This is a genomic window from Sphingomonas sp. CCH21-G11, assembly GCF_001555965.1.
Taxonomy (GTDB): Bacteria; Pseudomonadota; Alphaproteobacteria; order Sphingomonadales; family Sphingomonadaceae; genus Sphingomonas.
This window is the reverse complement of sequence record NZ_LSHX01000056.1, coordinates 124230-148155: the sequence shown is the minus strand read 5'-3', so window position 1 is coordinate 148155 and position 23926 is coordinate 124230. Positions and strand designations below refer to the sequence as shown.

Here is a 23926-nt window from a genome sequence, read left to right as displayed (position 1 = left end):
ACGGGGGTGGCGCTCACCGGGTCACCCCGATGTCGCCGCTCGACGCGCGGTCCGCTTTGTAATCGCCATATTTGCCCAGCTCGTGACGGGCGATGGTCCGGTTGTGCACCTCGTCCGGGCCGTCGGCGAAGCGCAGCGTGCGCATGCTCGCCCAGTTGTGCGCCAGCTCGAAATCGTCCGACACACCGCCGCCGCCATGCGCCTGGATCGCGTCGTCAAGGATCTGGAGCGCCATCGTCGGTGCCTGGACCTTAATCATGCTGATCTCCAGGTGCGCCGCCTTGTTGCCGGCGCGGTCCATCATGTCGGCGGCCTTGAGGCACAGCAGGCGCGTCATTTCGATGTCGATGCGCGCGCGGGCCAGTCGCTGCTCCCAGATCGAATGTTCGGCAATCCGCTTGCCGAACGCGACGCGTGACTGCAGCCGCCTGGCCATCGCCTCCAGCGCCTCCTCCGCCACGCCGATCGTGCGCATGCAGTGATGGATGCGCCCCGGCCCCAGGCGACCCTGCGCGATCTCGAACCCGCGCCCCTCCCCCAGCAGCATGTTGTCGACCGGCACGCGGACATTCTCGAGCACCACCTCGCCATGCCCGTGCGGGGCGTGGTCATAGCCATAGACCGACAGCATCCGTTCAATCTTCACGCCGGGCGTGTCGAGCGGCACGAGGATCATGCTCTGCTGGGCATGGCGCGACGCGCCCGGATTGGTCTTGCCCATCACGATCGCAATCTTGCAGCGCGGATCGCCGGTGCCCGACGACCACCATTTGCGGCCGTTGATGACATAATGGTCGCCGTCGCGGACCATCGAGGTTTCGATGTTGGTCGCATCCGACGAAGCGACCGCCGGTTCGGTCATCAGGAAGGCCGAGCGGATCTCGCCGTTCATCAATGGCCGCAGCCACTGTTCCTTCTGTTCGCGGGTGCCGTAGCGGTGGAAAACCTCCATGTTGCCAGTGTCCGGCGCGGAGCAGTTGAAGACCTCCGACGCATAGCCGATCCGCCCCATTTCCTCGGCGCAAAGGGCATATTCGAGGTTGGTGAGCTGCTCGCCCTCGAACGCGAACGTGTCGTCGACATGGGTCTGACCCGAATGCGGCGGCATGAACAGGTTCCACAACCCTGCGGCACGCGCCTTGGCCTTCAGCTCTTCGAGCACGGGCAGGACCTTCCAACGCTCGCCTTCGGCCATCTGACGGTGATAGTCGTGCCGCGCCGGACGAACATGGGTGGCGATGAAGCTGCGGACCCGATCCCGAAAATGGGTCTCCCGCTCGCTGAGCGTGAAATCCATGGCAGCCCTCCTATCCCGTTCGTTCACGATTTGCAGGCTGACTTAGGCCATACCCGATCTTCGGTAAAGCAGCTTTGGTCGAGATTTGACGTCCGGGAACCGCCGTTTCGTCGCACGGAAAAAAGCCACTGTTCCTTCGAATCACTTTTGCTAAGCTGTCATAATGGATGTATCGGAAAGCCTCCGTCCCACCGGGGGCCGCAGCAACGGGGAAATCGGGACGAAGCGGTTCCAGGCCAAGCGGGACGCGATCCTTGCCGCCGCCGCCGAAGCCATCAACGAACAAAGCGCCAAGGGCATGACCTTTGCCGACGTCGCGCGTCGCGTCGGCCTCAACACCACCAGCGTCACCTATTATTTCAAGCGCAAGGAGGACCTTGCGGCTGCCTGCTTCGAGCACACGCTCGGCCGGTTGCAAACGATGCTCAACGAAGCGCTGGAAGCGTCGACGCCGGACGCGCGGGTGGAACGCTATCTCGACCTCAACATGAATCGGCTCGCCCGCATTCGCCGTGGCGAGGAACAGGCCTTCGCGATCCTGTCCGACCTGCGCGCGATGGAGGAGCCCGCCAAGTCGGAGCTGCTCGTCGGTTGGCGCGAGGTGTTCCGAAAGACGCGCAACCTGTGGGGCACCGGGGGATCGCGCGCGCGCACCGACCTGCGCGGTGCACGCGCGCACGTCGTGCTGGAGAACACCTTCTGGCTGTCCGCCTGGCTTGATCGGTACGAACTCGACCAATATGGGCGGGTGGAAGCGCGGCTGATGGACGTGTTCCGTCACGGTATCGCCGCGCCGGGCGCGCACTGGACCCCCGAGCTGCTCGACCTGGCGCCCGCCGAACCCGAACCGGGCCGCGAGGCGTTCCTGCTCGCGGCGACCCGGCTGATCAACGAACTCGGCTATCGCGGCGCCTCGGTACAGCGCATCGCGTCCGAGCTCAACGTCACCAAGGGCAGCTTCTACCACCACCTCGATGCAAAGGACGACCTCGTCCTCGCCTGTTACCGGCGCAGTTTCGACCTGATGACCGCGGCGCAACGCGCGGCCGACCAGCGTGGCGGGTCGCACTGGCAACGCCTGATCAACATCATCGCGACGCTGCTCGACATCCAGTTTTCGGAGCGCGGACCGCTGTTGCGCACTACCGCGCTCACCGGCCTTCCGCCCGACGCCCGACAGGCGATGGTCGACCGGTCGAACCGGATTGCGCGGCGCTTTGCCGGCATGATCAGCGACGGCATCGCGGAGGGGTCGATCCGCCCCGTCGATCCGCTGGTCGCATCGCAGGCGCTGATGTCGTTGCAGAACGCCGCGTTCGACATGCGCAAATGGGCGAGCACGATGCCGCGCGAGCGGGCGGTCGCCTTCTACGCCTCGACGCTCGCTTTCGGGCTGTTCGACGACCGGATGCTTGGCAGCGACGATTGAGACAGCAGGATTGTAGAACGCTGCCCTGCAAAGCCTGTTATGATGCGATTTGCGTCACACCCGGCGCGCTTCCAGCCGAAACGGGGCCGAACATGCACGCCGATAAGCCGATCTTCCGTCACATCCTCCTGGTTTCGCTCGCGCTCGCTGGCGCGGCGCCCGTCACGGCCGTCGCCTCGGCGCCGCTGATGGGGCAGGACGCAAAGTCGAACGACGCCGCCCGGATGCAGGACGACGAGGACAAGACGAAGAAGAAGGCCGAGGACATTGCCTCCCAGCCCGCACGCGACATCGGCGCCAAGGAAATCAAGGTGCCGCCCCTGCTCGCCGCCGCAGCGGAAGCGCCCTATACCATGACGGGCGTGGGCACATGCACCGCGTTGGCCGGCGCGATCGCCGACCTCAATCGCGAGCTCGGTCCCGACTTTTCCGAAGAACCCGCAAAGGAGAGCAAGAAGGGCAAGCTTGCCGAAGCCGGCGGACGCGCGGTGGTCAATTCGATCATCCCGTTCCGCGGCATCGTGCGCGAAGTGAGTGGCGCGGCGGCGGCCGACCGGCGATTGCAGGCCGCAATCGACGCGGGCTATGCACGGCGCGGCTTCCTGCGCGGCGTTCATCGCGCGCGCGGGTGCAAGACCGCGATCTGACGCGCGATCAGGGCGCGCGGCGCAGCAGCACGCCCGCGCGCCAGTAGTGCCAGATCGCCCACGGCGTGGCCGCAGCGAACAGGCACATCGACCAGCGCAGCGATTCGGTACCCAGGCTGGGTTTCAGCATGTCGCTGATCACGCCGACCAGAGTGGGGCCCAGCCCAAGCCCGATCAGGTTGATGATCAGCAGCGTGATCGCCGCCCACAGCGCCCGCAGCCGCACCGGCGCCAGCCCCTGGATCAACGCGAAGGTCGGTCCGAGATAGCTGTTGGCCAGCAGGACGTAGAGGAAATAGCAAAGCAGCGCCGCGACGGGCTCATCGAAAATGAAAAAGCCCAGCGTGAAGGGCAGCGCCGCGGTCTTGAGCACCGCCACCATCCAGGGTTGGGCATGGAGGCCGCGGTTGCGGGCGAGCCAGTCGGCCAGCCGACCGCCGCCCACCGCCGAGAGCGTTCCGACCACTGCGCCGATCGGCGACACGATCAGCGAGATGTCGAGCATCCGCAACCCGAGTGAGCGTTGCATGTAGCTCGGGCCCCAGGCGGTCAGGCCATAGCCGATCATCGAGGTGAGGGTGACTGCCATCACGAGGTGAAAGGCGGGCGCGCTGATGGCCATCGCCCGAAAACCGTCGACCAGGCTGGGCATCGCCCCACGCCCGGCATCGGTGCGCCGGTCCGCCATGCCGCGACGCGGTTCGACGACGAACAGGTAGACGATCACCGCCAGGGCCACCCCGGGCAATCCGATCGCGAACATCGCCACCCGCCAGCCATAGAAGCTGGCGATGGTACCGCCCAGAAAAGTGCCGATCGCGGCGCCGAGCACAACGCCGAGTGAATAGATACCCATCGCACCGGCGCGCTCTTCGGGCGGATAAAGATCGGCGATGATCGAATGGCTCGGCGGCGACGATCCCGCCTCGCCGATCCCGACGCCAATCCGTGCGGCCAGCAGCTGCGCGAAATTCTGGGCGAGCCCGCCGAGCGCGGTCATCAAGCTCCAGACCGCGAGCGAGACCGCGATGATGTTGCGGCGGTTGAAACGATCGGCAAGCCGCGCGACGGGGATGCCGAGCGTCGCATAGAACACGGCAAAAGCCAGGCCCGACAGCAACCCGAGCTGGGTGTCGGAAAGCTTGAGGTCGGCCTTGATCAGTTCCTGGAGGATCGCGAGAATCTGGCGATCCATGTAGCTGAAGAAGTAGGTGAGGGTCAGCAGCGCGAGCGTCAGCCCGCGACGATGCGTCGACCGGGCATCTGCGGCCGCCAAGGGATCGGCACCCATGTCCGTCACGGCGTCACTGCGCATCACCGCTTCCCGGACCCGGTCGCATGGAGATGGGGCGACCGCCTACGGCCGCCCCGCCCCACGATCAGAACTGCCCGCGCAGCGTGATCCCGTAGGTGCGCGGCTCCGCCAGGAACTGCGAGAAGAGCTGGCGCCCGCCGGGATACTGCGGATCGACGAACGGCGCCGACGTCGTGCCCGCCTGGAACGGCGAGTTGAACGCGACCTGCGCATAATCCTCGTCGAACAGGTTCTGCGCCCAGAATTCGACTGCCCAGCGCTGATCGGGTCCGCGCACGCCGATGCGCGCGTTCATCACGAAGAAGCTGTCCTGTTCCTTTTGCGGAAACAGGTCGGATCCGGTGTTGTAGTCGTCGGTCAGTCGGCCATCGAGGTAGAACAGGCCGCTCAGCCCCGAGGAACCGATGTCCGGCGTCCACGAAAAGGACGACGTCACGACGATTTCCGGCGCGTTGGACAAGTTGTCGCCCGGCAGCTTGCGCAGCGCGGGATCGAGCGGCGCGCCGTTGCTGTTGCCGACGACATTGTCGGCGTAGCGCGTGTCCGCATAGGTGAAGCCCAGGTTGACGTTGACGTCGCGCACCGGCGACAGCGACGCTTCGAGCTCGACACCCTGCGACACGACGCCATAGGTCGTGTCGTCGGCCGCGCACGCCCCCGTCGTCGCCGACGTATCCCGATCACCGCCATTCAGGTCGGAATTGCAGCCATTGACCGTCTGCACGATGAACACGGTTCCATTGAAGGTGTTCAGCTGGAAATTGTCGAACTCCTGGCGGAACGCGGCGAGGCTGACCGACACCGGACCGCGCTGATACTTCGCGCCGACTTCGTAGGCGTTGACAATTTCCTGGTCGAACTGGAGGTTGTTGACCAGCGCCTGCGCGCCGCCGACCGCCGCAAAGGGGAGGATCGGGCTCTTGAGCGCCGAACGGTCGAGATTGAAGCCGCCCGCCTTGTAGCCGCGCGAATAGCTGCCGTAGAGCAGCAGATCGGGCGTCGCCTTCCACGACGCGATTGCGGTGCCGGTGAACTCGTCCTCGCTGCGACGATCGTTGATCGACACGCCGTTGAGCTCCGCCGTCGAATTGCCCTGGCAGGACAAGCCGATGATGCCGCCGGCCGTTGCGGCCAGCGTCGGGTTGGTCAGGAAGCTGGCGAGTGCCGCCTGGTTCCCCGTGCACGCAGTATTGTCGTTGCCGAACGTCGCATCGAACCGCTTGCGCTCGTTGGTGTAACGCAGGCCCAGCGTCAGATCGATCGTGTCGGTAATGTGGATGATATTGTGCGTGAAGAACGCATAGTTGCGGCTGTTCTGAAAATAACGGTCACGGGTCGAACCCCGATTATTGAGCCCGTCGAGCCGATCCAGCGCGGCGTACACCAGCGGCGATGCGGCGCCGAACGCCGCTGGTCGCGCGGCAAGACATCCCGCCGAGGTCGGCGAATAGAGCGCCGCCAGACCGCCGCCCGACACGATCCGGCACGTCGCGAAACGGCCATATTGGTTGCCGAAGCGCAGATTGTCGGTGACGGTCAGGTCTTCGTCGGCGTAATAGGCGCCGACAAGCCAGTCGAGCCGACCGTTGAACGCCTCGCCGTTCAGCCGCAGTTCCTGGCTGAACGTCTCGAAGCGACGGCTGGCCCCGCCATCGGCCGCGCGATAGAGGATGTCGACGGTGCCATAGTCGATGTCGCCGCCCTGATCGCTGTCGTAGCTGCGATATCCGGTGATCGACGTCAGCGTCGCGGCACCGAAATCCCAGTCGACCTGGCCCGAGAAGCCCCAGTCCTCGGTCGTGCCATCAAAGGAGCGGCCGGGCGATACCGAGACGTCGCGCGAATAGCCGGGGTTGAGCGCACTCAGATTCTGGCCGAGATCGCGCAGCACGTTGACGATGTTGTTCCCGTTCGCCTGGAGCGGCGACAGCGGCGTCGACGGGTTGTTGAGGTTTCCGATGAACGGATTGACCGAATTGTCGACATAGGTCGCCGCGCAGCACTTCTCGTCGCGGCGGGTATAGTCGCCGATCAGGCGGACGCGGATGTCGCTCGACGGTTCAAACAACAACTGGCCGCGGACGAAGAAGCGGTCACGGTCGTTGATGTCGGTGTCGTTGCGCGCGTCGTAGTAAAAGCCGTCGCGACGGGTGTAGACTGCGTCGATCCGCGTCGCGAGCGTCTCGCCGAGCGGAACGTTGATGTTCCCGGCGGCGCGGAAATAGTCGTAATTGCCGTATTCAAGCTGGCCGCCGCCGGAGAAGTCGAACGACGGCGCCTTGCTGACGATGTTGATGATACCCGCCGACGCGTTGCGCCCGAACAGCGTGCCCTGCGGCCCGCGCAGCACTTCGATCCGCTCGATGTCGCCAAGCTCGTTCAGGCCGATGCCCGACCGCGAGCGGTAGACACCGTCGATGAAGACCGCGACCGAGCTTTCGAGGCCGGGATTGTCACCCACCGTGCCGATGCCGCGAATACGCGCCGAACCGTTGGCTTCCGAGCCCGTCGAGGACACAAGCAGCGACGGTGCGAGCTGGTTGAGCTGGCGAATGTCGGTCGCGCCCGACAATTGCAGGCTTTCCGCCGACACCGCGGACACGGCGACCGGCACGTCGGACAGCACCTGGGCGCGCCCCTGCGCCGTCACGATGATGTCGGCCGGGCCTTCATCCTCGCTCGCCTGCTGGGCCTCGCTTGCCGGCGCAGCGTCCTGCGCCAGGGCCGGCGCGGCCGCCATCATGAACGTCGAAATCGCGCAAGCAGAAAGCAGCTGCTGCTTCTTCATCATTCCTCTCCCGTCCTGGCTGCGCAGTCACCGCACATACCTGATACTCGAAGATGCGGCGATGTTGACGCGCCGTCAAGCGCGCTGACCCCGCGCTAATCACGGTTTTCAGGGATTGTTGCCATTTTGACATAGCGCCGGGCCGGCCCGGCCATCGCCCGGACCCGAGCTTTGAAAACGCCCCAGCGATGTTGTCCGGAGGTGCCTCAGTAGCCGTTGAGGCGGGCGAAGCGTTCGCGGTGCCACGCCGCGTTGCCCCACATCGCCTCGACCACGCGCGACCGTTTGAGGACGAAGCCGACGTCATAGTCGTCGGTCATGCCGATCCCGCCGTGCAGCTGGATCGCCTCGCGGCTGACCAGGTTCATGACATCGCCGGCGAACGCCTTGGCCAGGCTGACCGTCTGCGACAGGTCGGAACGATTGGCGTCGATCGCCTCGAGCGCGCCCTCGACCACCGATCGCATCAGCTCGAGTTCGGTGAACAGCTTCGCCATGCGATGCTGGAGCGCCTGAAAGGTCGACAGCGGCTGGCCGAACTGGACACGCGTCTTCAGATAGTCGTTGACCGTCTGGAACGCGCTTTCGGCCATGCCCAGCATTTCGGCGCACGCCGCCGCCGCCGCCCGGTCGGTAACCGCGGTCAGCAGCCCATCGCCGCCGCCCGCGAGCCGTTCTGCGGCCGCACCGTCGAAACGGATTTCGGCATGGCTGCGCGCGTCGGTCATGCGGCGTCGCGCACGCATAATCCCTTCGCCCGCCGGGACCAGGTAGACGCCGTCGGTTGCCGCGACGACGAACAGGCTCGCGCTGTCCCCCTCGGCCACGAACGCCTTGGTGCCGGTCAGCCGGCCATCGGCGACACGCGTGCTGATCCGGGTCGGGTTGAAATGCGGCCCCTCGTCCACCGCCAGTGCGGCGACGATTTCGCCGGTTGCGATGCGGGGCAGCCAGTGCGCCTGTTGGGCCTCGCTGCCACCGAGCAGGATCGCGCTGGTCGCCGCGGCCGTCGCCGCGAGGGGGGTCGCGACCAGGTTGCGGCCCAGCTGCTCCAGCACGATGCCGAGCGACAGATAGCCCATGCCGGCCCCGCCATGCGCTTCGGGCACGATGATGCCGGCAAATCCCATTTCCGCCTGCGCGCGCCAGTGCGCGATGTCATAGCCCTCGGGCGGCGCGGTGTCGCGCACCCGGCGAAAGGCGCTGACCGGCGCCTCGTTGTCCGCCCATTCGCGCGCCAGATCGCGCAGCATCGTCTGCTCTTCGGTCAATGCGGCCATTTCAGTTCCTCTGTTCCGGTCGCCGCCCGGCGCGAGCCGGGGCGACGCCATTCACTGGTGGTCGAGCATCCCCAGGATGCGCTTGGCGATCACATTGTTCTGGATCTCGCTCGATCCGCCATAGATCGACACCGCCTTGCCCCACAGCCACGCGCGCGTCTGGCCCAGCTCCTCCTCGGTGAAGCCTTCGCCTTCCCAGCCCAGGCCGTTCATCCCCATGATCTCGATCGCCAGTTCGGCGCGCTCCTGCATCACCCGCGCGCCGACATTTTTCATGATCGACGTTGCGGCCGACGGGCCCTGGTTCGACTTGGCGTCGATCGCGGCGCGGCGCAGCGTCATGGCAAAGGCGCGCATGTCCATTTCGTGGCGCACGATCCGCATGCGAAGGTCGCTGTCGGGGACGCGGCCATCCGCGTCGCCGAGATATTTCTTCGCCATCTGGCCCAGCGGCGTCCCGGCGAACATCCGCCCGGCGCTCGATCCGCCACCCGACAGGCTGGAGCGTTCGTGCTGAAGCAGCCGCTTGCCGATCGTCCAGCCCTGGCCCGGTGCCCCGACCAGATTTTCCTTGGGCACCTTCACGTCGGTGAAGAAGGTCTCGCAAAAGGGTGACGAGCCCGAAATCAGCTTGATCGGCCGCACCTCGACGCCGGGGGACTTCATGTCGATCAACAGGAAGCTGATCCCCTCATGCTTCTTCGCCTTGTCGGTGCGGACCAGGGCAAAGCACTTGTCCGCCCATTGCCCGCCGCTGGTCCAGGTCTTCTGGCCGTTGACGAGATAATGGTCGCCCTTGTCTTCGGCAAAGGTTTGAAGGTTGGCGAGATCGGAACCGGCATTGGGTTCCGAATAGCCCTGGCACCAGCGTACCTCGCCCTTAGCGATCGCCGGAATGTGCTCGCGCTTCTGCGCCTCGTTGCCATATTCGAGCAGGGTCGGCCCGAACATCATCACGCCCATGCTGCCGCTGACCGGGTTCCAGGCACCGACGCGACCCATCTCCTCGGCCAGGACGCGTGCCTCGGCGGGGCTCAGCCCGCCGCCGCCATATTCGACGGGCCAGGTGGGGACACTCCACCCCTTCTCACCGATCGCCTTCTTCCACGCGGCCTCGTCCGGGCTCAGCTCTGACGGTCCTTCCAGCGCGGACAAGCCATGGTCCTTGCCCTTGAGCGCGGGTGGGAAATGCTCGGCCAGCCAGGCCCGGGCGGTGGCCCGGAAGCTCTCGAGCGGATCGGTCACATCTTCGGCGCGCGTTGCCATCGGCTTCTCCTCTCCGGCGCTCATCGGCCGGCACATCCACTTTCGAAACTGCGGTATGGCGTAATCGTCGTCAAGCCCGTCCATCGGCACGACCCTGCGGCGCACGCGGCACGCCGATCACTTGGCGCACGCGCCGCGCGGGCGGTTGCCGGGGCGCGCACCCCGCCCCACATGACGTGCGCCCAAGGCGCAAATACACACACGGAGTCCCGCTGCCATGATCGAACTTTTTTACTGGCCGACCCCCAATGGCCACAAAATCACGATGTTCCTGGAAGAAGCCGGACTCGATTACCGGATCACACCGATCAACATCGCGGCCGGCGAGCAGTTCGATCCCGGTTTCCTGAAGATCGCGCCCAATAATCGCATGCCCGCGATCATCGATCATGCGCCCGCGGATGGTGGCGACCCGATCTCGATCTTCGAATCGGGCGCGATCCTCACCTATCTGGCCGACAAGATGGGCAAGTTCTGCGGCGCGACCCCGCGCGCGCGGATCGAGGTTTCGCAATGGCTGATGTGGCAGATGGGCGGCCTGGGACCGATGCTGGGCCAGAACCACCATTTCAGCCGCTACGCGCCGGAAAAGATCGAATATGCGATCAACCGCTACGTCAACGAAACCAATCGGCTCTACGGCGTGCTCGACCGGCGGCTGGCCGGCCGCGACTTTGTTGCGGGAGACTATTCGATCGCCGACATGGCCGCCTATCCGTGGATCGTGCCGCACGAGGCGCAGGGTCAGAATCTCGCCGATTTCCCGAACCTGAAGCGTTGGTTCGAATCGATCGCGGCACGCCCCGGAACGAAGGCCGCCTATGCGAAGGCGGAGGGGTTGAATACGACCCCCGTGGTGACGGAGGAATCACGCAAGATCCTGTTCGGTCAGACCGCAAAGGCCGGCGGCTGAGCGGACGACGGCCCCGCACCCTAACGTGCGGGGCCGGTCAGAGCTCGCGTCCGGGCCGGCGGCTGAGCGCGACGTCAAGGTGCCCGCCCGCATCGACCAGCATTATCTCGCCCGTCATCGCACGCATCGCCGGGTCGAGCAGCGCGACGATGGGCGCGGCGACGTCTTCGGCCATCGTCGCCATCGCCATCGGCACCTGGGCGGCGACGCGCTGATTGAGCGCGGCAAATCCCTCTGCGCCCAGCCGGTCCGAGTACCAGCCGGTTCCGACATAGCCGGGCGCGACCGCATTGACCCGGATAGCGGGGGCGAGCACGCGCGCCATGCTCTTGGTCAGCGTGATCAGCGCGCCCTTCGAGCAGGCATAGGCGACCGAGGAGCCCATGCCGAACGCGCCCGCCACCGATGCCACGTTGACAATCGCGCCCGCCGGCCCGGCGCGAAGCGCGGGCGCACAGGCCCGCGTCATCTGAAAGGCGGCGACGGTGTTGACCCGATAGATATCGACGAAATCGTCCGCCGACAGCGCTTCCAGATCCTCATGATTGGCGAACTTGGTCTTGCCGGCATTGTTGACCAGAAAATCGATGCGCCCGAACGCCGTCATCGTCGCATCGGCAAGCGCGCGACACGCGGTATCGTCCGCGATGTCGGCCTGAACCGCGATCGAGCCATTGGCGAGTTCTGCAACCAATGCTTCCGCCTTGTCGCGGCTGGTCGCGTAATTGATCGCGCAGCGCACGCCGCGCGCCGCCAGTGCACGCACCACCGCCGCGCCGATCCCCGTTCCGCCCCCGGTCACGATCGCGACGCGGCCGTCCATCGCATTCGCCATGCCTCGCTCCTTCTTTCCGCATCCCTGCGTTTTTCGAATGTCGCGTATGGCATTTGCCGATCCGATCGCCTAGCTGCGACCAGTCAACGGTGCGGGAGGAAGGATGGCGCGCGCGGCTGAACTGCTGGACGCCGATTTCGGCACGTTCTCGGACCTCGTGCACGCGCATGGACGCGAGCGGCCCGATCATGTCGCGGTCATCGATGCGGCGGCGCGTACGACCTATCGCGAACTCGACCGCATGATCGACCGGATCGCCGCCGCCCTGCAGCGCGACGGGCTGGCCAAGGGTGATTGCGTCGCGATCCTCGCCCTGCCCTGCGCGGCCTATGTCGCGGTGATGATCGGAACGCTGCGCGCTGGTGGCGTGCCCGCCCCGCTCGCCCCCTCGGCGACCCCGGCGCAGCTTCGCGCGATGATCGCGGATTGCGGCGCCCGCATGCTGTTCGCCGATGCGGCCGGCGTCGAGGCGCTGGGGGACGACGCGACGAGCATCGTGTCGACCGTGCAGATCGACCAGCCGCTCGACAGCTGGCTTGTCGACGTTGCCGAACCTGCGCCCGTCGCCGTCGGTCCGGCCGATGCGTTCACGATCATCTATTCGTCCGGCACGACCGGCACGCCGAAGGGGATCGTGCAGAGCCACGCGATGCGCTGGGCCTATGTGCGGGTCACCGCCACGGCGGGCTTTTCGGACGCGGTCACCATCGTCGCCACGCCGCTCTATTCAAACACGACCAACGTCACGTGGCTTCCGACGCTCGCTTATGGCGGCACGCTCGTCCTGATGGCGAAGTTCGATGCGCGACGCTTCCTCGAACTCGCCGCGCAACATCGCGCGACGCACGTCATGCTGGTGCCCGTCCAGTATCAGCGGATCATGGCCGACCCCACGTTCGACCGGTTCGACCTGACAAGCTTCCAGCTCAAGGCGTGCACGAGCGCGCCGTTCAGCCCCGCGCTCAAGCGCGACGTGCTGGCCCGGTGGCCGGGGCTGCTCGTCGAATATTACGGCATGACCGAGGGCGGCGGGTCGACGATGCTGATCGCCAGCTACTTCCCCGACAAGCTCCACACCGTCGGGCGGCCGATGGAGGGGCACGACATTCGCCTGATCGACGACGAGGGGCACGAGGTGCCGCCGGGCGCTACCGGCGAAGTGGTCAGCCGGTCGCCGGCGCGCATGTCCGGCTATCACAATCGCGACGACGCGACGCAGGCCGCGACGTGGATCGCGCCCGACGGGACGCGCTTCATTCGCCACGGTGATATCGGCCGCTTCGACGCGGACGGCTTTCTGATCCTGATGGACCGCAAGAAGGACCTGATCATCTCGGGCGGGTTCAACATCTATCCGTCGGACCTCGAGGCCGTGCTGGCGACGCACCCGGCAGTGGCGGACTGCACGGTGATCGGCGTGCCGTCCGATCAATGGGGAGAAACCCCGGTCGGCGTCTTCGTGCCCCGGCGGGACGCGGATGCCGCGCCTGACGAGATTCTCGCCTGGTTCAACGCGCAGGTCGGCAAGACCCAGCGCCTGTCCGCGCTCCACGCGATCGAGGAGCTGCCGCGCAGCGCGATCGGCAAGGTGCTGAAGCGCGAGTTGCGCGACCGCTTCGCGCGCGAGGCGGCATGACCGCGCTCGCCACGCTGCTGGCGGAGGCGCGTCCCGCCGGCGATGGCTTCGTCGCCACCATCCCCGAAACCTGGCTCCAGGGCCGCACGGCCTATGGCGGGCTTTCGGCCGCCCTCGCCCTGCACGCCGCGCTTGGCCTGGCTGACGACCTGCCGCCGCTGCGTTCGGCGCAGGTCAGCTTCATCGGGCCACTGGCCGGGGAGGTGACGGTCGAGCCGCTGCTGCTGCGTCGCGGCCGTAACGCCGCCTTCATCCAGGCCGATGTGCGGTCGGACGCCGGGCTGGGCCTGCGCGCGACCTTCGTGTTCATGGCGCAGATCGCCTCGACCATCGCCCGGGATGCGGCGTCACGCGCGCCGGTTCCGATCCCGCCCGCCGACGCGGCACTTTATGTCGGCCCCGACACCTTCTTCACCGGCAATTTCGAGTTCTACGATGTGAAGGAAGGGCTTGGCCCTGCCGAATGGTTGCGCTGGGCGCGCCTGCGCCACCGCGACGGCCTTCATCCGATGGTCGAGATGATGGCGATCGGCGACGCCCTGCCGCCTGCCGCGTTCAAGCTGTTGAGCGAACCGCGGCCGTTGAGCTCGCTGACGTGGATCCTGAACCTGACGACACCCGCACCCCGGACCGATGATGGCTGGTGGCTGCTCCGGGCGAACAGCGATCACGCCCGCGACGGCTATAGCAGCCAGTCGATGCGCATCTGGAACGCGGCCGGCGATCCGGTGGGCGAAGGGATGCAGGGCGTCGCCATCTTTGGCTGATCGTGCCGCGGGCGGCGACAAACTGCGACAATTTCGTCACGCGGTGACATCGGTCTGCGACAGCATCCGTCGATAAACCTCTCCAGACGGCAACGGTGCCGCGTTGGAACGAGGACTTGCACGATGAAGAAGCTCATACTCCTGGCCGCGCTGTCGGCGACGACGCTCGGCGGGGTGGCGGTCGCCACCCAGGGCATGGCGCCGGGCGGCGGCATGGCGCGCGGCGAGCGCATGCTGAAGCGCGTCGACACGAACAATGACGGCGCGATCAGCCGCGACGAGATGCGCGCGCAGGCGGAAAAGCGGTTCGCCCGCCGCGACGCGAACGGCGACGGCAAGCTGACGGCCGAGGAACTGCAGCGGCGCGGCGGCAAGCGCGATGGGCGCGGCCATGCCGGCCATCATGGCGGCGGTCGCGCACCGGGCGCGATGATCGACGGGATGTTCGAACGGCTCGACACCAACCGCGACGGATCGATCACCCGCGCCGAAGCCGACGCCGCCAAGGCGCAATGGGCGGCGCGTGGCGAACAGGTGCGCGCGGCGATGCTGAAGCGCGTCGACACCAACGGTGACCAGGCGATCAGCAAGGCTGAGGCGCTCGCCCAGGCCGATCAGCGCTTTGCGCGTCTGGACACCAACCGGGACGGCCGCATCGATGCCGACGAGCGTGCCGCGACCCGCGCCAAGTGGCGTGAGCGGTTCCAGCGCGGTGCGCCGGGCCCCGATGCCGCACTCGAAACCCCTGCGGGCGAGTGACGCCCACGCATCGCCGGGCGGCGACTTCCCCTCCCCGAACCGCCCGGCGATGCGATTGCCGCCCCTGCGCGGCCTGTTTCCTTCTGTCCGGACTGTGCTAGCCGATGGACATGGCTGATCTTCCTCATCTGCTGCTGGTCGACGACGAGCGCTCGATCCGCGAGCCGCTGGCGCAGTATCTCGGCAAGCAGGGCTTTCGCGTCACCCAGGCGGGTGACGCCGAAGGCGCGCGGTCGCGGCTGAGCGCCTATGCGATCGATCTTGCCATCGTCGATATCATGATGCCGGGCGAGGACGGGCTCAGCCTGTGCCGCCACATCCGCGCGACCAGCGACACGCCCGTCATCCTGCTGACCGCCAAGGCCGAAGAGACCGACCGGATCGTCGGGCTGGAAATGGGCGCCGACGACTATGTCGTGAAGCCGTTCTCCCCGCGCGAGCTCGCCGCGCGGATCAAGGTGGTGCTGCGCCGCGCCGCAACCGGCGTGCGCCAGCATGCGCCCGAAACCGGCGCCTTCGGCTTTGCCGGCTGGGTGCTCAAGACCGGCGAGCGCACGCTCGTCGACCGCGAGGGGGTCGAGGTGCCGATTTCGTCGGGCGAGTACAACCTGCTCCATGCGCTCGTGCTGCGGCCGCGCCAGGTGCTGACCCGCGACCAGTTGCTCGACCTGACGCAGGGGCGCGAGGCGCAGGCGTTCGACCGCGCGATCGACAATCAGGTCAGCCGGCTGCGCAAGAAGATCGAGCCCGACCCGAAGAACCCGTCGATCATCAAGACGGTCTGGGGCGGCGGCTACACGCTGGCCACCGAAGTCACCCGGCTGTGAAGCGGTTGCAGCTCTGGCCGCGCAGCCTGTCCGGCCAGATCGCGCTGCTCGTCGCGCTTGCGCTGTTCGTCGCGCAGGCGATCAATTTCGGGCTGTTGCTGCGCGAGCGCCGCATCGTGCGCTTCACCCAGGTGACCCTGCCCGCAATCACCCGCATCGTCGACGCGGTCGACCGCATCGAGAACGGGCGGTTCACCGGGTTGGGGTGGCAACGGCGCGGACGCGTGCGGCTGGTGGCGGCAAACCCCGTGCCGGGGCAGCTGCGCGCCGCGCGCGATGTCGAACGCGGCCTGGCGGAAGCGTTGGACGAAGCCGGCATCGCACACGGGCGCATCGTCACCGGGGTGCGCCCCTTCGACCGCGGCGATCCGCGCATCGCCACCCTCGCCCCCCGCCGGATCGAACGGCTTCGCCGCTTTGGCGCCGAATTGCTGGTCGCAGTGGAACTGCCCGGACGCGGCTGGCTGTCGCTCGCGATCGCCTGGCCGCGCAGCGACCTGGCCCTCATGTGGCGACTGGTCGCCCAGACGGTCATCCTCTACGTCGTCGTGCTGATCCCGATCCTGTGGGCGGGCCGGCGCATTTCCGAGCCGCTGCGCAGTCTTGCGGCGTCCGCGCGCGCCTTTCGCCCCGGCGCGCCGGCCGTCCGGATCGACGAGCGCGGACCGGGGGAGTTGCGCGATGTGATTTCCGCCTACAACGCGATGGGCGATCGCGTCACCGCGATGCTGGACGAAAAGGACCGGATGCTGGGCGCGATCGGCCATGACCTGCGCACGCCGCTCGCCGCGCTGCGCGTCCGCGTCGAATCGGTGGAGGACGAGCAGGATCGCGCGCGAATGGCGGACATCATCGCGGAAATGAGCCGCACGCTCGAGGATATCCTGTCGCTCGCTCGCCTGGGCCGGCCGAGCGAAGCGATCACCGATGTCGACCTCGCCGCGCTCGTCGACGCGGTCGTCGCCGACTTCCATGACCTTGGCGCGGACGTGGTGACCGAGGACGCGCCGCGCACGCCGATGCGGCTGCGCCCGTCGCTGATGCGGCGCGCGCTGCGCAACCTGATCGAAAACGCGGTCAAATATGGCGGCTCGGCCGAGGTTCGGCTGACCGCGACCGCGACCGAGGCCCGGATCGAGGTCTGCGATCGCGGCCCGGGCATCCCGGCCGGACAGCTCGACGCGGTATTCGACCCGTTCATGCGCCTGGAGAACTCCCGCAATCGCGACACCGGCGGGATCGGCCTCGGCCTCGCGCTGGCCCGCGCGATCGTCGGCGATGCGGGCGGCGTGATCCGGCTGGCCAATCGCGACGGCGGCGGCCTCATCGCGACGGTCGTGCTGCCGCGCTGACTGGTCGCGGGGCGTGCGACCGCCTAGAAGCAGCCGGACATGATCAAGGTCGCGAGCTATAACATCCGCAAGGCGATCGGCACGGACCGGCGGCGGATGCCCGAACGGATCCTGGCCGTGCTCAACGAGATCGATGCCGATATCGTCGCGCTGCAGGAATGCGACCGGCGGTTCGGTGCGCGCACCGCGGTCCTCCCGCGCCACCTGCTCGACGAGCACAGCGACCTTCAGCCGGTGCCGCTCGCGCGGCGACCCGACAGCATGGGGTGGCATGGCAATGCGCTGCTGATCCGCAAATCGGCGTCAGTGCTTGCCGGCGAGGCATTGCACCTGCCCGCACTCGAGCCGCGCGGCGCGGTAACCGCGGACGTTCAGCTCGCCGGCCGCCCGCTGCGGATCGTGGGCATGCACCTCGACCTGTCGGGGCTTTGGCGGCGGCGACAGGCGCATGCGGTGCTGTCGCACCTCGACGGCGCGGCCGAGCCGCTCCCGACGATCCTGATGGGCGACCTCAACGAATGGCGGCCGGCGGGCGGTTGTCTCGCCGATTTCGGCCGGGATCACCGGATCGTGCCGACCGGCCCCAGTTTTCACGCGCGCCGGCCGGTCGGACGGCTCGATCGGATCATCGTGTCAAGCGACTGGATTGTCGAAAGTTGCGGCGTCCATGCCAGCCGGGCGGCGCGCACCGCTTCCGATCACCTGCCGATCTGGGCTAGCCTTTCGCTGAAAAACTAGAACGGCAACGCCGGGGAGAGCGGCATGGAAGTGCGCGACAAGGAGCTGAGGCTCGCGCTGGTCTGCTATGGCGGCATCAGCCTGGCGATCTACATGCACGGCATTTCCAAGGAGATCTGGCACCTGGTCCGCGCCAGCCGCGCCTATCGCGAAGGCGAGCCCGCGACCCCGGGCAGCCAGGCAACCTATCGCGCGCTGCTTCACGAGATCGAGGCAACCGCCGGGATCAAGCTGCGCGTGCTGAACGACATCATCGCGGGCGCGAGCGCGGGCGGCATCAACGGCGTGTTCCTGGCCCAGGCGATCACCACCGGCCAGTCGCTCGACCCGCTGACCAATCTCTGGCTCGAGCTCGCGGATGTCGAGGCGCTGATCGACCCCGACCAGGCCCCGCAATCGGCGCTGACCAAGGCATGGGCGCGCCCGATCGCGTGGATGGCGCTCAACCGGATCAAGATGGTCGACGAGACGGTCGAGGCGAGCGCGCGCGAAGAAGTTCGCGACAAGCTCGACCATTTCGTGCGGTCGCGCTGGTTCGAGCCACCCTTTGGCGGCAAGCGCATGCTGCACATGCTGCTCGATGCCTTCGACGCCATGGCGGCGGCACCTGCGGGCCCGCGCCTGCTGCCGCCCGATCAACCGCTCGACCTGTTCGTGACGGTGACCGATTTCGGCGGACATCCCGAGATGCTGCGGCTCAATTCGCCGCCCGAGGTGATGGAGACCGAACATCGGCTGGTGGTCGCCTTCAGCGATCGTGGCCAGGCGGGGGATGCGATCGGCGCACCCGCCGAGCTCGCCTTTGCGGCGCGCGCGACCTCGAGCTTTCCCGGGGCATTTCCGCCCTTTACGGTCGCCGAGCTTGACGAGGTGCTGGCCGAGCGCGGCGTCGAATGGACGGGGCGCGACGCGTTCCTCGCCCGCGCGCTGCCACGTCAGGCGGCTGCGAAAATGGCCGAAAGCGCGGTACTGATCGACGGATCGGTGCTGACCAATGCGCCGTTCGCCCCCGCCATCGACGCGCTGCGCGAACGCCCGGCGCGCCGCCAGATCGATCGGCGCTTCGTCTATATCGACCCGACGCCGGGCGCGCGCTTCGGCCTCTACGGCCGTGCCAAGGGCCCACCCGGCTTTTTCCAGACGCTGATCGCGTCGATCTCGGAACTGCCGCGACACCAGCCGATCCGCGACAATCTGGAATCGATCGCGACGCGATCCGACCGGATCGAGCGGCTGCGCCGGATCGTCGAGACGATCCGTGCCGAGGTCGAGCACGAGGTCGAGAGCCTGTTCGGCTATACCCTGTTCCTCGACTTTCCCACGTCCAAGCGGCTGATGGCGTGGCGTAACCGCGCCCAGGCACAGGCGGTGGCGCGTGCGGGGTTCGGTCACGCCGCCTATGGGCTCGTCAAGGTCGAGGGCGTGGTCGACCGGATCGCGGACCTGCTGCTGCGGGTCGGCGACGAACCGGGACCCGAGCGGCGGCGCACCATCCGCCAGTCGATCGCGCGATGCGTCCACGCCCGCGGCTATGACCGCTTCGGCGGCAGCCGCCCGGGCACCGCCGACTCGACGACGATCGATTTCCTGCGCACCTTCGACCTCGGCTTTCGCATCCGCCGGTTGCGCCTGATGGCGCGCCGCCTGACCGAGCTCGACGCACTGCACGTCGACAGCGACCTGCGGCCGATCCGCGACGCGGTCTATGCCGCGCTCGCCGTCTATCTCGATTGCGAGCGCCACAGCCGCTTTGCCGACCTGCGCCATGATGTCCGCGCGATGCGCGAGGAGGCGGGGCCTATCCTCGACCGGCTGGGCGCGGCGATGGACCTGCGCGCGCTCGACGCCCGGACCGAGGAACTGCTGTCGCAGGGGCTGTGCGGCCTGTCGCGCGAGTTGCGGCGGCCGTTGCTGCTTGCCTATCTCGGCTTCCCGTTCTTCGACATCGCCACGCTGCCGCTCCTGCAGGGCGAGGGGCTGGACGAGTTCGATCCGATCCGGGTCGACCGCATCTCGCCCGACGATGCTCCAAGCATTCGCAGCGGCGGGGCCGCGGCGACGCTGAAGGGCATCCAGTTCAACTATTTCGGGGCGTTCTTCAGCCGCGCCTATCGCGAGAACGACTATCTCTGGGGCCGCCTGCACGGCGCCGAGCGCATGATCGACATCGTACTGTCCACGCTCGGCGCGAACGCGCACCTTCCGCCGGGGCGCGTAACCGCCTTGAAGCGCGCGGCTTTTCTGGCGATCCTCGACGAGGAGCAATCGCGGCTGCAAACAATCCAGCCGCTGTTTGCGGAGCTGCGCGCCGAAATCGGCTGAAACCGGCCTTCAAGCTGGCAATGCGCGCGCGGGGCGCATAAGATCGCCCCGGGATAGGCGGATCAAAGGATCAACATGCAGTTTTTGCGGACCCTGTTCTGGGCGTTGCTCGTCGGGCTGGCCGTCGCGTTCGCGTTCAACAACTGGGTGTCGGTCGATGTCCGCCTGTGGGGCGGCCTCGTCGCCCAGATCAACCTGCCGGTACTGCTGCTGCTCACCTTCCTGCTCGGTTTCGTTCCGGTCTATCTGCTCTATCGCACGTCCCGCTGGCGGATGCGCCAGCGCCTCGCCGCGTCCGAGCGCAACGTGATGGAACTGCGCAACGCCGCCCAGCTTCCTGCCTTTCCCCCGGAAACCGCGCCGCCCGGCCCGGTGGAACCACGCGAAGATCCGGACATGCTGCCGCTGGGCGCGCCGCCGGCGGATGCGCGCTGATGCGCTCGCCGCTCTTCGTTGCGCTCGACACGCCCGATATCGATCGCGCGCGGTCGATCGCCACCCGCGTCCGCAATCATGTCGGCGGCATCAAGCTCGGGCTGGAGTTCTTCGCCGCCAACGGCCGGTCGGGCGTGCGCGAGATGGCGGAAATCGGTCTGCCGATCTTTCTCGATCTCAAGCTTCACGACATCCCCAACACCGTGGCCAAGGCAATCCAGGCGCTGCGGCCGCTCGAGCCTGCCATCCTGACCATTCATGCCGCGGGCGGCCGCGCGATGATGGAGGATGCGAAGGCGGCGGCGCCCACGGGTACGCGCGTCGTCGCGGTGACGATGCTCACCAGCCTCGACGGCGGCGACCTGCGCTCGATCGGCCTGGCGCCCGATCCGCATGAACAGGTGGTGCGGCTGACCGAACTGGCGCGCGCCGCCGGCATCGACGGCGTCGTGTGTTCGGGTGCCGAAGTCGCCGCCGCCAAACGCGCCTGGCCGCAGGGCTTCTTCGTCGTCCCCGGCGTGCGGCCCGCCGATGGCCATGCCGGCGACCAGAAACGCGTGGTGACGCCGCGCGCCGCGCTCGACGCCGGCGCGTCGATCCTGGTGGTCGGCCGCCCGATCACGCAGGCCGAAGACCCCGACCAGGCCGCCCGCGCGATCGAAGCGACGCTGTGACCCCTATTATTCCGCCGCGTCGGGCAGCGACGGCGCGATGCTCAGCTTGGTCAGCGGGCGCGGCGACTGCTCGACCATTGGCAGCACGTCGATCGACTTGCCGCCGGTATCGACATTGAGCGTTTCGAACCGCCGCGCCTGCGTCATCACGTTCGATTCCAGGCTGCCGACGAACGCATTGTACGCCCCGTTCGCCAGTTCAAGATTGCGGCCGAGCCGGGCGACATGCTCGCCCATCTTGGCGACACGCGCGTGCAGTTCGCGCCCGAGCGCCGCGATCTCGCGTGCTTCGCCGGCCAGCTTCTCCTGCCGCCACACCGCCGCCACCGTGCGCGCGATCGCGATCAGGTTGGTCGGGGTCGCGATCAGCACGCGGCGATCGAACGCATAGTCCCAGAGGTCCGGCGCATGTTCGAGCGCGGCGGACAGGAAATGTTCGCCCGGCACGAACATGATGACGTAATCGGGCGCGTCCTCGAACTGCGCCTGATAGGCCTTGGCGCCCAGCGCGGTGACGTGCCCCTTCATCGACGCGACATGCGCGGCGAGGTGCGCGGCACGTTCGCCCTCGTCGACCGCGCCGAACGCGTCCTGATAGGCGTTGAGCGATACCTTCGCGTCGATGACCAGCGATCGCCCGCCGGGGATGCGCACGATCGCATCGGGGCGCAGCCGACCGCCGTCCGCCTCGACGCTGACCTCCATCTGGAAATCGGTATGCTCGGCAAGTCCGCAGCTTTCGAGCACGTTGCGCAGCTGCTGCTCGCCCCAGCGCCCGCGCGCCTTGGGCGCGGAACGCAGCGCGTTGACCAGCTTGGCGGCCTCCGACTTGACCGATTCCTGGCCGACCCGCATCGCCTCCATCAGCCCGGCCAAGTTGCCATAGGCTTCCTTGCGCTCGCCCTCGACGCTGGCGATCTTCTCCTCATAGCGCTTGAGCGTCGCCTCGACCGGCTGGAGCAGCGCCTTAAGCTTGGCCTCGTTGCTCTCGCCGGCCTGGGAAAAGCGCGCGTCGGCACGCTCCAGAAACGCCTTCTGCGCTTCCGACAGCGATCGGTTGGCCAGTTCGTTGAACTGCGCCGCCATCAGCTCGCGCGCGTCCTTGAACTCCTGCAGCCGCGCCTCGAACGCCTCGGCCTTGGCCCGCAGGTCGACCAGCTCCAGCCGCGCCTGATCGCGCTCGTCGCGCAGCGACGCCATGGCCTCGCGCAGGGTGGGCACTTCCCGCGCCTGCTCGCTTGCGCGCGCCAGGTCGGTGATCGCGGCCTTGAACTCGGCCTGGAAATGATCGCGCTCGGCGCGCATCGCCGCGACGCCGCGATGGCCCAGCCACCAGCCGATCGCCAGCCCGCCGAGCAGCGCAATGATAAGGAAAAGGGCGGTGATCGGGTCCATCTGCGCTCCGCAAGAAAAGAACGAAGCGCGAACCTATCCGCTGGCGTGCCCGACGGCAAGCGTCGATCAGGCGGCCTTGCGCGCCTTGTTCAGCTTCTTGAGGATCATCTCGCGCTTCAGGCGCGACAGATGGTCGAGGAAGACGATGCCGTTCAGGTGATCCATCTCGTGCTGGATGCAAGTCGCGAGCAGGCCGGTGAACTGTTCGTCATGCTGGACGCCGTCTTCGTCGAGCCAGCGCACGCGGCAGGTCGCCGGGCGCTCGACATCGGCATATTGGTCGGGGACCGACAGGCAGCCTTCGGTATAGACCGACTGCTCCTCGGACGGATCGACAATTTCGGGATTGATGAACACGCGCGGCTGACGGATCGGCTTGCCGTCGGCGTCCTCCTCCTCTTGCAGGTCCATGACCAGCAGCCGCTTGGGCACGCCGACCTGGATCGCGGCCAGGCCGATGCCGGGAGCCGCATACATCGTCTCGAACATGTCGGCGATCAGCTGCTTGACCGCGTCGTCGATCGTCTCGACCGGGGTCGAGATCAGCCGCAGGCGCGGATCGGGCACTTCGATGATGGGAAGGATGGCCATGTCGGGGATTTAGGATTCGTCCGGTGCAGCGTCAAGCAATGGCCATCACCCCACCGGCCTCCGCGCCCGCAGCGCCTGCGCCAGCGTGCCCTCGTCCAGATAGTCGAGCTCGCCGCCGACCGGCAGGCCATGCGCAAGCTGGGTGACGCGCACCGGGTGCCCCTCCAGCCGCTCGGCCAGATAGTGTGCGGTCGTCTGCCCCTCCAGCGTCGCGTTCATCGCCAGCACGACCTCGTCCACGCCGCCGTCGGCGACGCGCCGGATCAGCGCGTCGATGCTCAGATCCTCCGGCCCTACCCCGTCGAGCGCCGACAGCCGCCCGCCCAGCACATGGAAACGCCCGGGGAACAACCGCGCGCGATCGAGCGCCCACAGATCGGCGACCTCCTCCACCACGCACAGCGCGCGCGCATCGCGGCGCGGATCGGCGCAGACCGCGCACGGATCGCTCGTGTCGACATTCCCACAGGTCGAACATGGCGTCAGCCGTTCGGCGACCGCCTCCAGCGCACGCAACAGCGGTTCGAGCGCGGTTTCACGCCGCTTGAGCAGGTGGAGCACCGCGCGCCGGGCCGAACGCGGGCCCAGTCCGGGCAAGCGGGCAAGGGCTTGGGTCAGCGTGTCGATTTCGCGCGAGGCCATGGTCGCCGATCAGATAGG

Annotated in this window: 21 protein-coding genes; 12 read left to right on the top strand and 9 right to left on the bottom strand. The window is 67.5% G+C overall.

The genetic code is table 11. The features are described 5' to 3' along the window. Nucleotides 1-13: 13 nt before the first annotated feature. Entirely contained in the window at nt 14-1297 is a 1284-nt protein-coding gene (locus tag AX676_RS16695) for an acyl-CoA dehydrogenase family protein (RefSeq protein ID WP_066478580.1), read from the bottom strand. Between the two features lie 163 nt (nt 1298-1460). On the opposite strand from AX676_RS16695, the gene AX676_RS16690 reads away from it, so the two are divergent. Next, on the top strand, nt 1461-2726 hold the full coding sequence (locus AX676_RS16690; protein WP_066478579.1) for a TetR/AcrR family transcriptional regulator: 1266 nt from the start codon (nt 1461-1463) through the stop codon (nt 2724-2726). After that, the gene (locus tag AX676_RS18425; RefSeq protein WP_231733190.1) at nt 2627-3373 is read left to right on the top strand and encodes a hypothetical protein; all 747 of its coding nucleotides are present in this window, start codon (nt 2627-2629) and stop codon (nt 3371-3373) included. Before AX676_RS16690 ends, AX676_RS18425 begins: the two co-directional genes overlap by 100 nt. A gap of 7 nt (nt 3374-3380) precedes the next feature. Here AX676_RS18425 and AX676_RS16680 read toward each other — a convergent pair whose 3' ends face one another. The 4 genes from AX676_RS16680 to AX676_RS16665 all read right to left on the bottom strand — a co-directional run bounded on the left by AX676_RS16680 (nt 3381) and on the right by AX676_RS16665 (nt 10022). Next, on the bottom strand, nt 3381-4688 hold the full coding sequence (locus AX676_RS16680) for a spinster family MFS transporter (RefSeq protein ID WP_231726079.1): 1308 nt from the start codon (nt 4686-4688) through the stop codon (nt 3381-3383). Between the two features lie 64 nt (nt 4689-4752). Next, entirely contained in the window at nt 4753-7476 is a 2724-nt protein-coding gene (locus AX676_RS16675) for a TonB-dependent receptor (protein ID WP_066478743.1), read from the bottom strand. Between the two features lie 206 nt (nt 7477-7682). After that, nucleotides 7683-8756: an acyl-CoA dehydrogenase family protein gene (locus AX676_RS16670; protein WP_066478741.1), complete on the bottom strand. Its 1074-nt coding sequence runs from the start codon at nt 8754-8756 to the stop codon at nt 7683-7685. 51 nt (nt 8757-8807) lie between these two features. Beyond that, nucleotides 8808-10022, bottom strand: a complete 1215-nt coding sequence (locus AX676_RS16665; RefSeq protein WP_066478739.1) for an acyl-CoA dehydrogenase family protein — start codon at nt 10020-10022, stop codon at nt 8808-8810. Nucleotides 10023-10239: 217 nt separating this feature from the next. Between AX676_RS16665 and AX676_RS16660 the strand changes: the two genes are divergently transcribed. After that, nucleotides 10240-10935, top strand: coding sequence for a glutathione binding-like protein (locus AX676_RS16660; RefSeq protein WP_066478572.1), 696 nt, complete (start codon nt 10240-10242; stop codon nt 10933-10935). Nucleotides 10936-10972: 37 nt separating this feature from the next. On the opposite strand, the gene AX676_RS16655 is transcribed toward AX676_RS16660, so the two are convergent. Then, entirely contained in the window at nt 10973-11770 is a 798-nt protein-coding gene (locus AX676_RS16655) for an SDR family NAD(P)-dependent oxidoreductase (RefSeq protein WP_066478570.1), read from the bottom strand. A gap of 103 nt (nt 11771-11873) precedes the next feature. Between AX676_RS16655 and AX676_RS16650 the strand changes: the two genes are divergently transcribed. The 9 genes from AX676_RS16650 (at nt 11874) to pyrF (ending at nt 21280) form a co-directional block, all read left to right on the top strand. Further along, nucleotides 11874-13406, top strand: a complete 1533-nt coding sequence (locus AX676_RS16650) for a class I adenylate-forming enzyme family protein (RefSeq protein WP_066478567.1) — start codon at nt 11874-11876, stop codon at nt 13404-13406. Further along, nucleotides 13403-14173 (top strand): thioesterase family protein, encoded by a 771-nt coding sequence (locus AX676_RS16645; protein WP_066478565.1) that lies wholly within the window; start codon nt 13403-13405, stop codon nt 14171-14173. Before AX676_RS16650 ends, AX676_RS16645 begins: the two co-directional genes overlap by 4 nt. A gap of 123 nt (nt 14174-14296) precedes the next feature. Then, nucleotides 14297-14932 carry an EF-hand domain-containing protein gene (locus AX676_RS16640; RefSeq protein WP_066478562.1) on the top strand — a complete coding sequence of 212 codons (636 nt, stop codon included), beginning with the start codon at nt 14297-14299 and terminating at the stop codon, nt 14930-14932. 110 nt (nt 14933-15042) lie between these two features. After that, complete coding sequence (locus AX676_RS16635; protein ID WP_066478736.1) at nt 15043-15759, top strand: response regulator; 717 nt, start codon at nt 15043-15045, stop codon at nt 15757-15759. Next, nucleotides 15756-17111 (top strand): sensor histidine kinase, encoded by a 1356-nt coding sequence (locus AX676_RS16630; RefSeq protein WP_066478561.1) that lies wholly within the window; start codon nt 15756-15758, stop codon nt 17109-17111. The genes AX676_RS16635 and AX676_RS16630 overlap by 4 nt, the downstream gene beginning before the upstream one ends. A gap of 39 nt (nt 17112-17150) precedes the next feature. Beyond that, on the top strand, nt 17151-17849 hold the full coding sequence (locus AX676_RS16625) for an endonuclease/exonuclease/phosphatase family protein (RefSeq protein WP_066478559.1): 699 nt from the start codon (nt 17151-17153) through the stop codon (nt 17847-17849). 24 nt (nt 17850-17873) lie between these two features. Then, a complete protein-coding gene (locus AX676_RS16620; RefSeq protein ID WP_231726080.1) occupies nt 17874-20171 on the top strand; it encodes a patatin-like protein in 2298 nt (765 codons plus the stop codon). Nucleotides 20172-20246: 75 nt separating this feature from the next. Beyond that, nucleotides 20247-20606 (top strand): lipopolysaccharide assembly protein LapA domain-containing protein, encoded by a 360-nt coding sequence (locus AX676_RS16615; RefSeq protein WP_066478556.1) that lies wholly within the window; start codon nt 20247-20249, stop codon nt 20604-20606. Further along, the gene (gene pyrF / locus AX676_RS16610) at nt 20606-21280 is read left to right on the top strand and encodes an orotidine-5'-phosphate decarboxylase (RefSeq protein WP_066478554.1); all 675 of its coding nucleotides are present in this window, start codon (nt 20606-20608) and stop codon (nt 21278-21280) included. Before AX676_RS16615 ends, pyrF begins: the two co-directional genes overlap by 1 nt. A 6-nt stretch (nt 21281-21286) precedes the next feature. Here pyrF and rmuC read toward each other — a convergent pair whose 3' ends face one another. The 3 genes from rmuC to recR all read right to left on the bottom strand — a co-directional run bounded on the left by rmuC (nt 21287) and on the right by recR (nt 23908). Continuing rightward, on the bottom strand, nt 21287-22675 hold the full coding sequence (gene rmuC / locus AX676_RS16605; protein WP_066478553.1) for a DNA recombination protein RmuC: 1389 nt from the start codon (nt 22673-22675) through the stop codon (nt 21287-21289). 66 nt (nt 22676-22741) lie between these two features. Then, nucleotides 22742-23266, bottom strand: coding sequence for a peptide deformylase (gene def, locus AX676_RS16600; protein ID WP_066478552.1), 525 nt, complete (start codon nt 23264-23266; stop codon nt 22742-22744). Nucleotides 23267-23311: 45 nt separating this feature from the next. Beyond that, on the bottom strand, nt 23312-23908 hold the full coding sequence (recR, locus tag AX676_RS16595; RefSeq protein WP_066478551.1) for a recombination mediator RecR: 597 nt from the start codon (nt 23906-23908) through the stop codon (nt 23312-23314). Nucleotides 23909-23926: the final 18 nt, after the last annotated feature.

Coding starts and splice junctions, on each gene's coding strand:
- AX676_RS16660 (WP_066478572.1), top strand. CDS start 10,240: ATGATCGAACTTTTTTACTGGCCGACCCCCAATGGCCACAAAATCACG.
- AX676_RS16680 (WP_231726079.1), bottom strand. CDS start 4,688: ATGCGCAGTGACGCCGTGACGGACATGGGTGCCGATCCCTTGGCGGCC.
- pyrF (WP_066478554.1), top strand. CDS start 20,606: ATGCGCTCGCCGCTCTTCGTTGCGCTCGACACGCCCGATATCGATCGC.
- AX676_RS16665 (WP_066478739.1), bottom strand. CDS start 10,022: ATGGCAACGCGCGCCGAAGATGTGACCGATCCGCTCGAGAGCTTCCGG.
- AX676_RS16620 (WP_231726080.1), top strand. CDS start 17,874: ATGGAAGTGCGCGACAAGGAGCTGAGGCTCGCGCTGGTCTGCTATGGC.
- rmuC (WP_066478553.1), bottom strand. CDS start 22,675: ATGGACCCGATCACCGCCCTTTTCCTTATCATTGCGCTGCTCGGCGGG.
- AX676_RS16640 (WP_066478562.1), top strand. CDS start 14,297: ATGAAGAAGCTCATACTCCTGGCCGCGCTGTCGGCGACGACGCTCGGC.
- AX676_RS16645 (WP_066478565.1), top strand. CDS start 13,403: ATGACCGCGCTCGCCACGCTGCTGGCGGAGGCGCGTCCCGCCGGCGAT.
- def (WP_066478552.1), bottom strand. CDS start 23,266: ATGGCCATCCTTCCCATCATCGAAGTGCCCGATCCGCGCCTGCGGCTG.
- AX676_RS16675 (WP_066478743.1), bottom strand. CDS start 7,476: ATGAAGAAGCAGCAGCTGCTTTCTGCTTGCGCGATTTCGACGTTCATG.
- AX676_RS16670 (WP_066478741.1), bottom strand. CDS start 8,756: ATGGCCGCATTGACCGAAGAGCAGACGATGCTGCGCGATCTGGCGCGC.
- AX676_RS16625 (WP_066478559.1), top strand. CDS start 17,151: ATGATCAAGGTCGCGAGCTATAACATCCGCAAGGCGATCGGCACGGAC.
- AX676_RS16655 (WP_066478570.1), bottom strand. CDS start 11,770: ATGGCGAATGCGATGGACGGCCGCGTCGCGATCGTGACCGGGGGCGGA.
- AX676_RS16650 (WP_066478567.1), top strand. CDS start 11,874: ATGGCGCGCGCGGCTGAACTGCTGGACGCCGATTTCGGCACGTTCTCG.
- AX676_RS18425 (WP_231733190.1), top strand. CDS start 2,627: ATGGGCGAGCACGATGCCGCGCGAGCGGGCGGTCGCCTTCTACGCCTC.
- AX676_RS16615 (WP_066478556.1), top strand. CDS start 20,247: ATGCAGTTTTTGCGGACCCTGTTCTGGGCGTTGCTCGTCGGGCTGGCC.
- AX676_RS16695 (WP_066478580.1), bottom strand. CDS start 1,297: ATGGATTTCACGCTCAGCGAGCGGGAGACCCATTTTCGGGATCGGGTC.
- AX676_RS16690 (WP_066478579.1), top strand. CDS start 1,461: ATGGATGTATCGGAAAGCCTCCGTCCCACCGGGGGCCGCAGCAACGGG.
- recR (WP_066478551.1), bottom strand. CDS start 23,908: ATGGCCTCGCGCGAAATCGACACGCTGACCCAAGCCCTTGCCCGCTTG.
- AX676_RS16635 (WP_066478736.1), top strand. CDS start 15,043: ATGGCTGATCTTCCTCATCTGCTGCTGGTCGACGACGAGCGCTCGATC.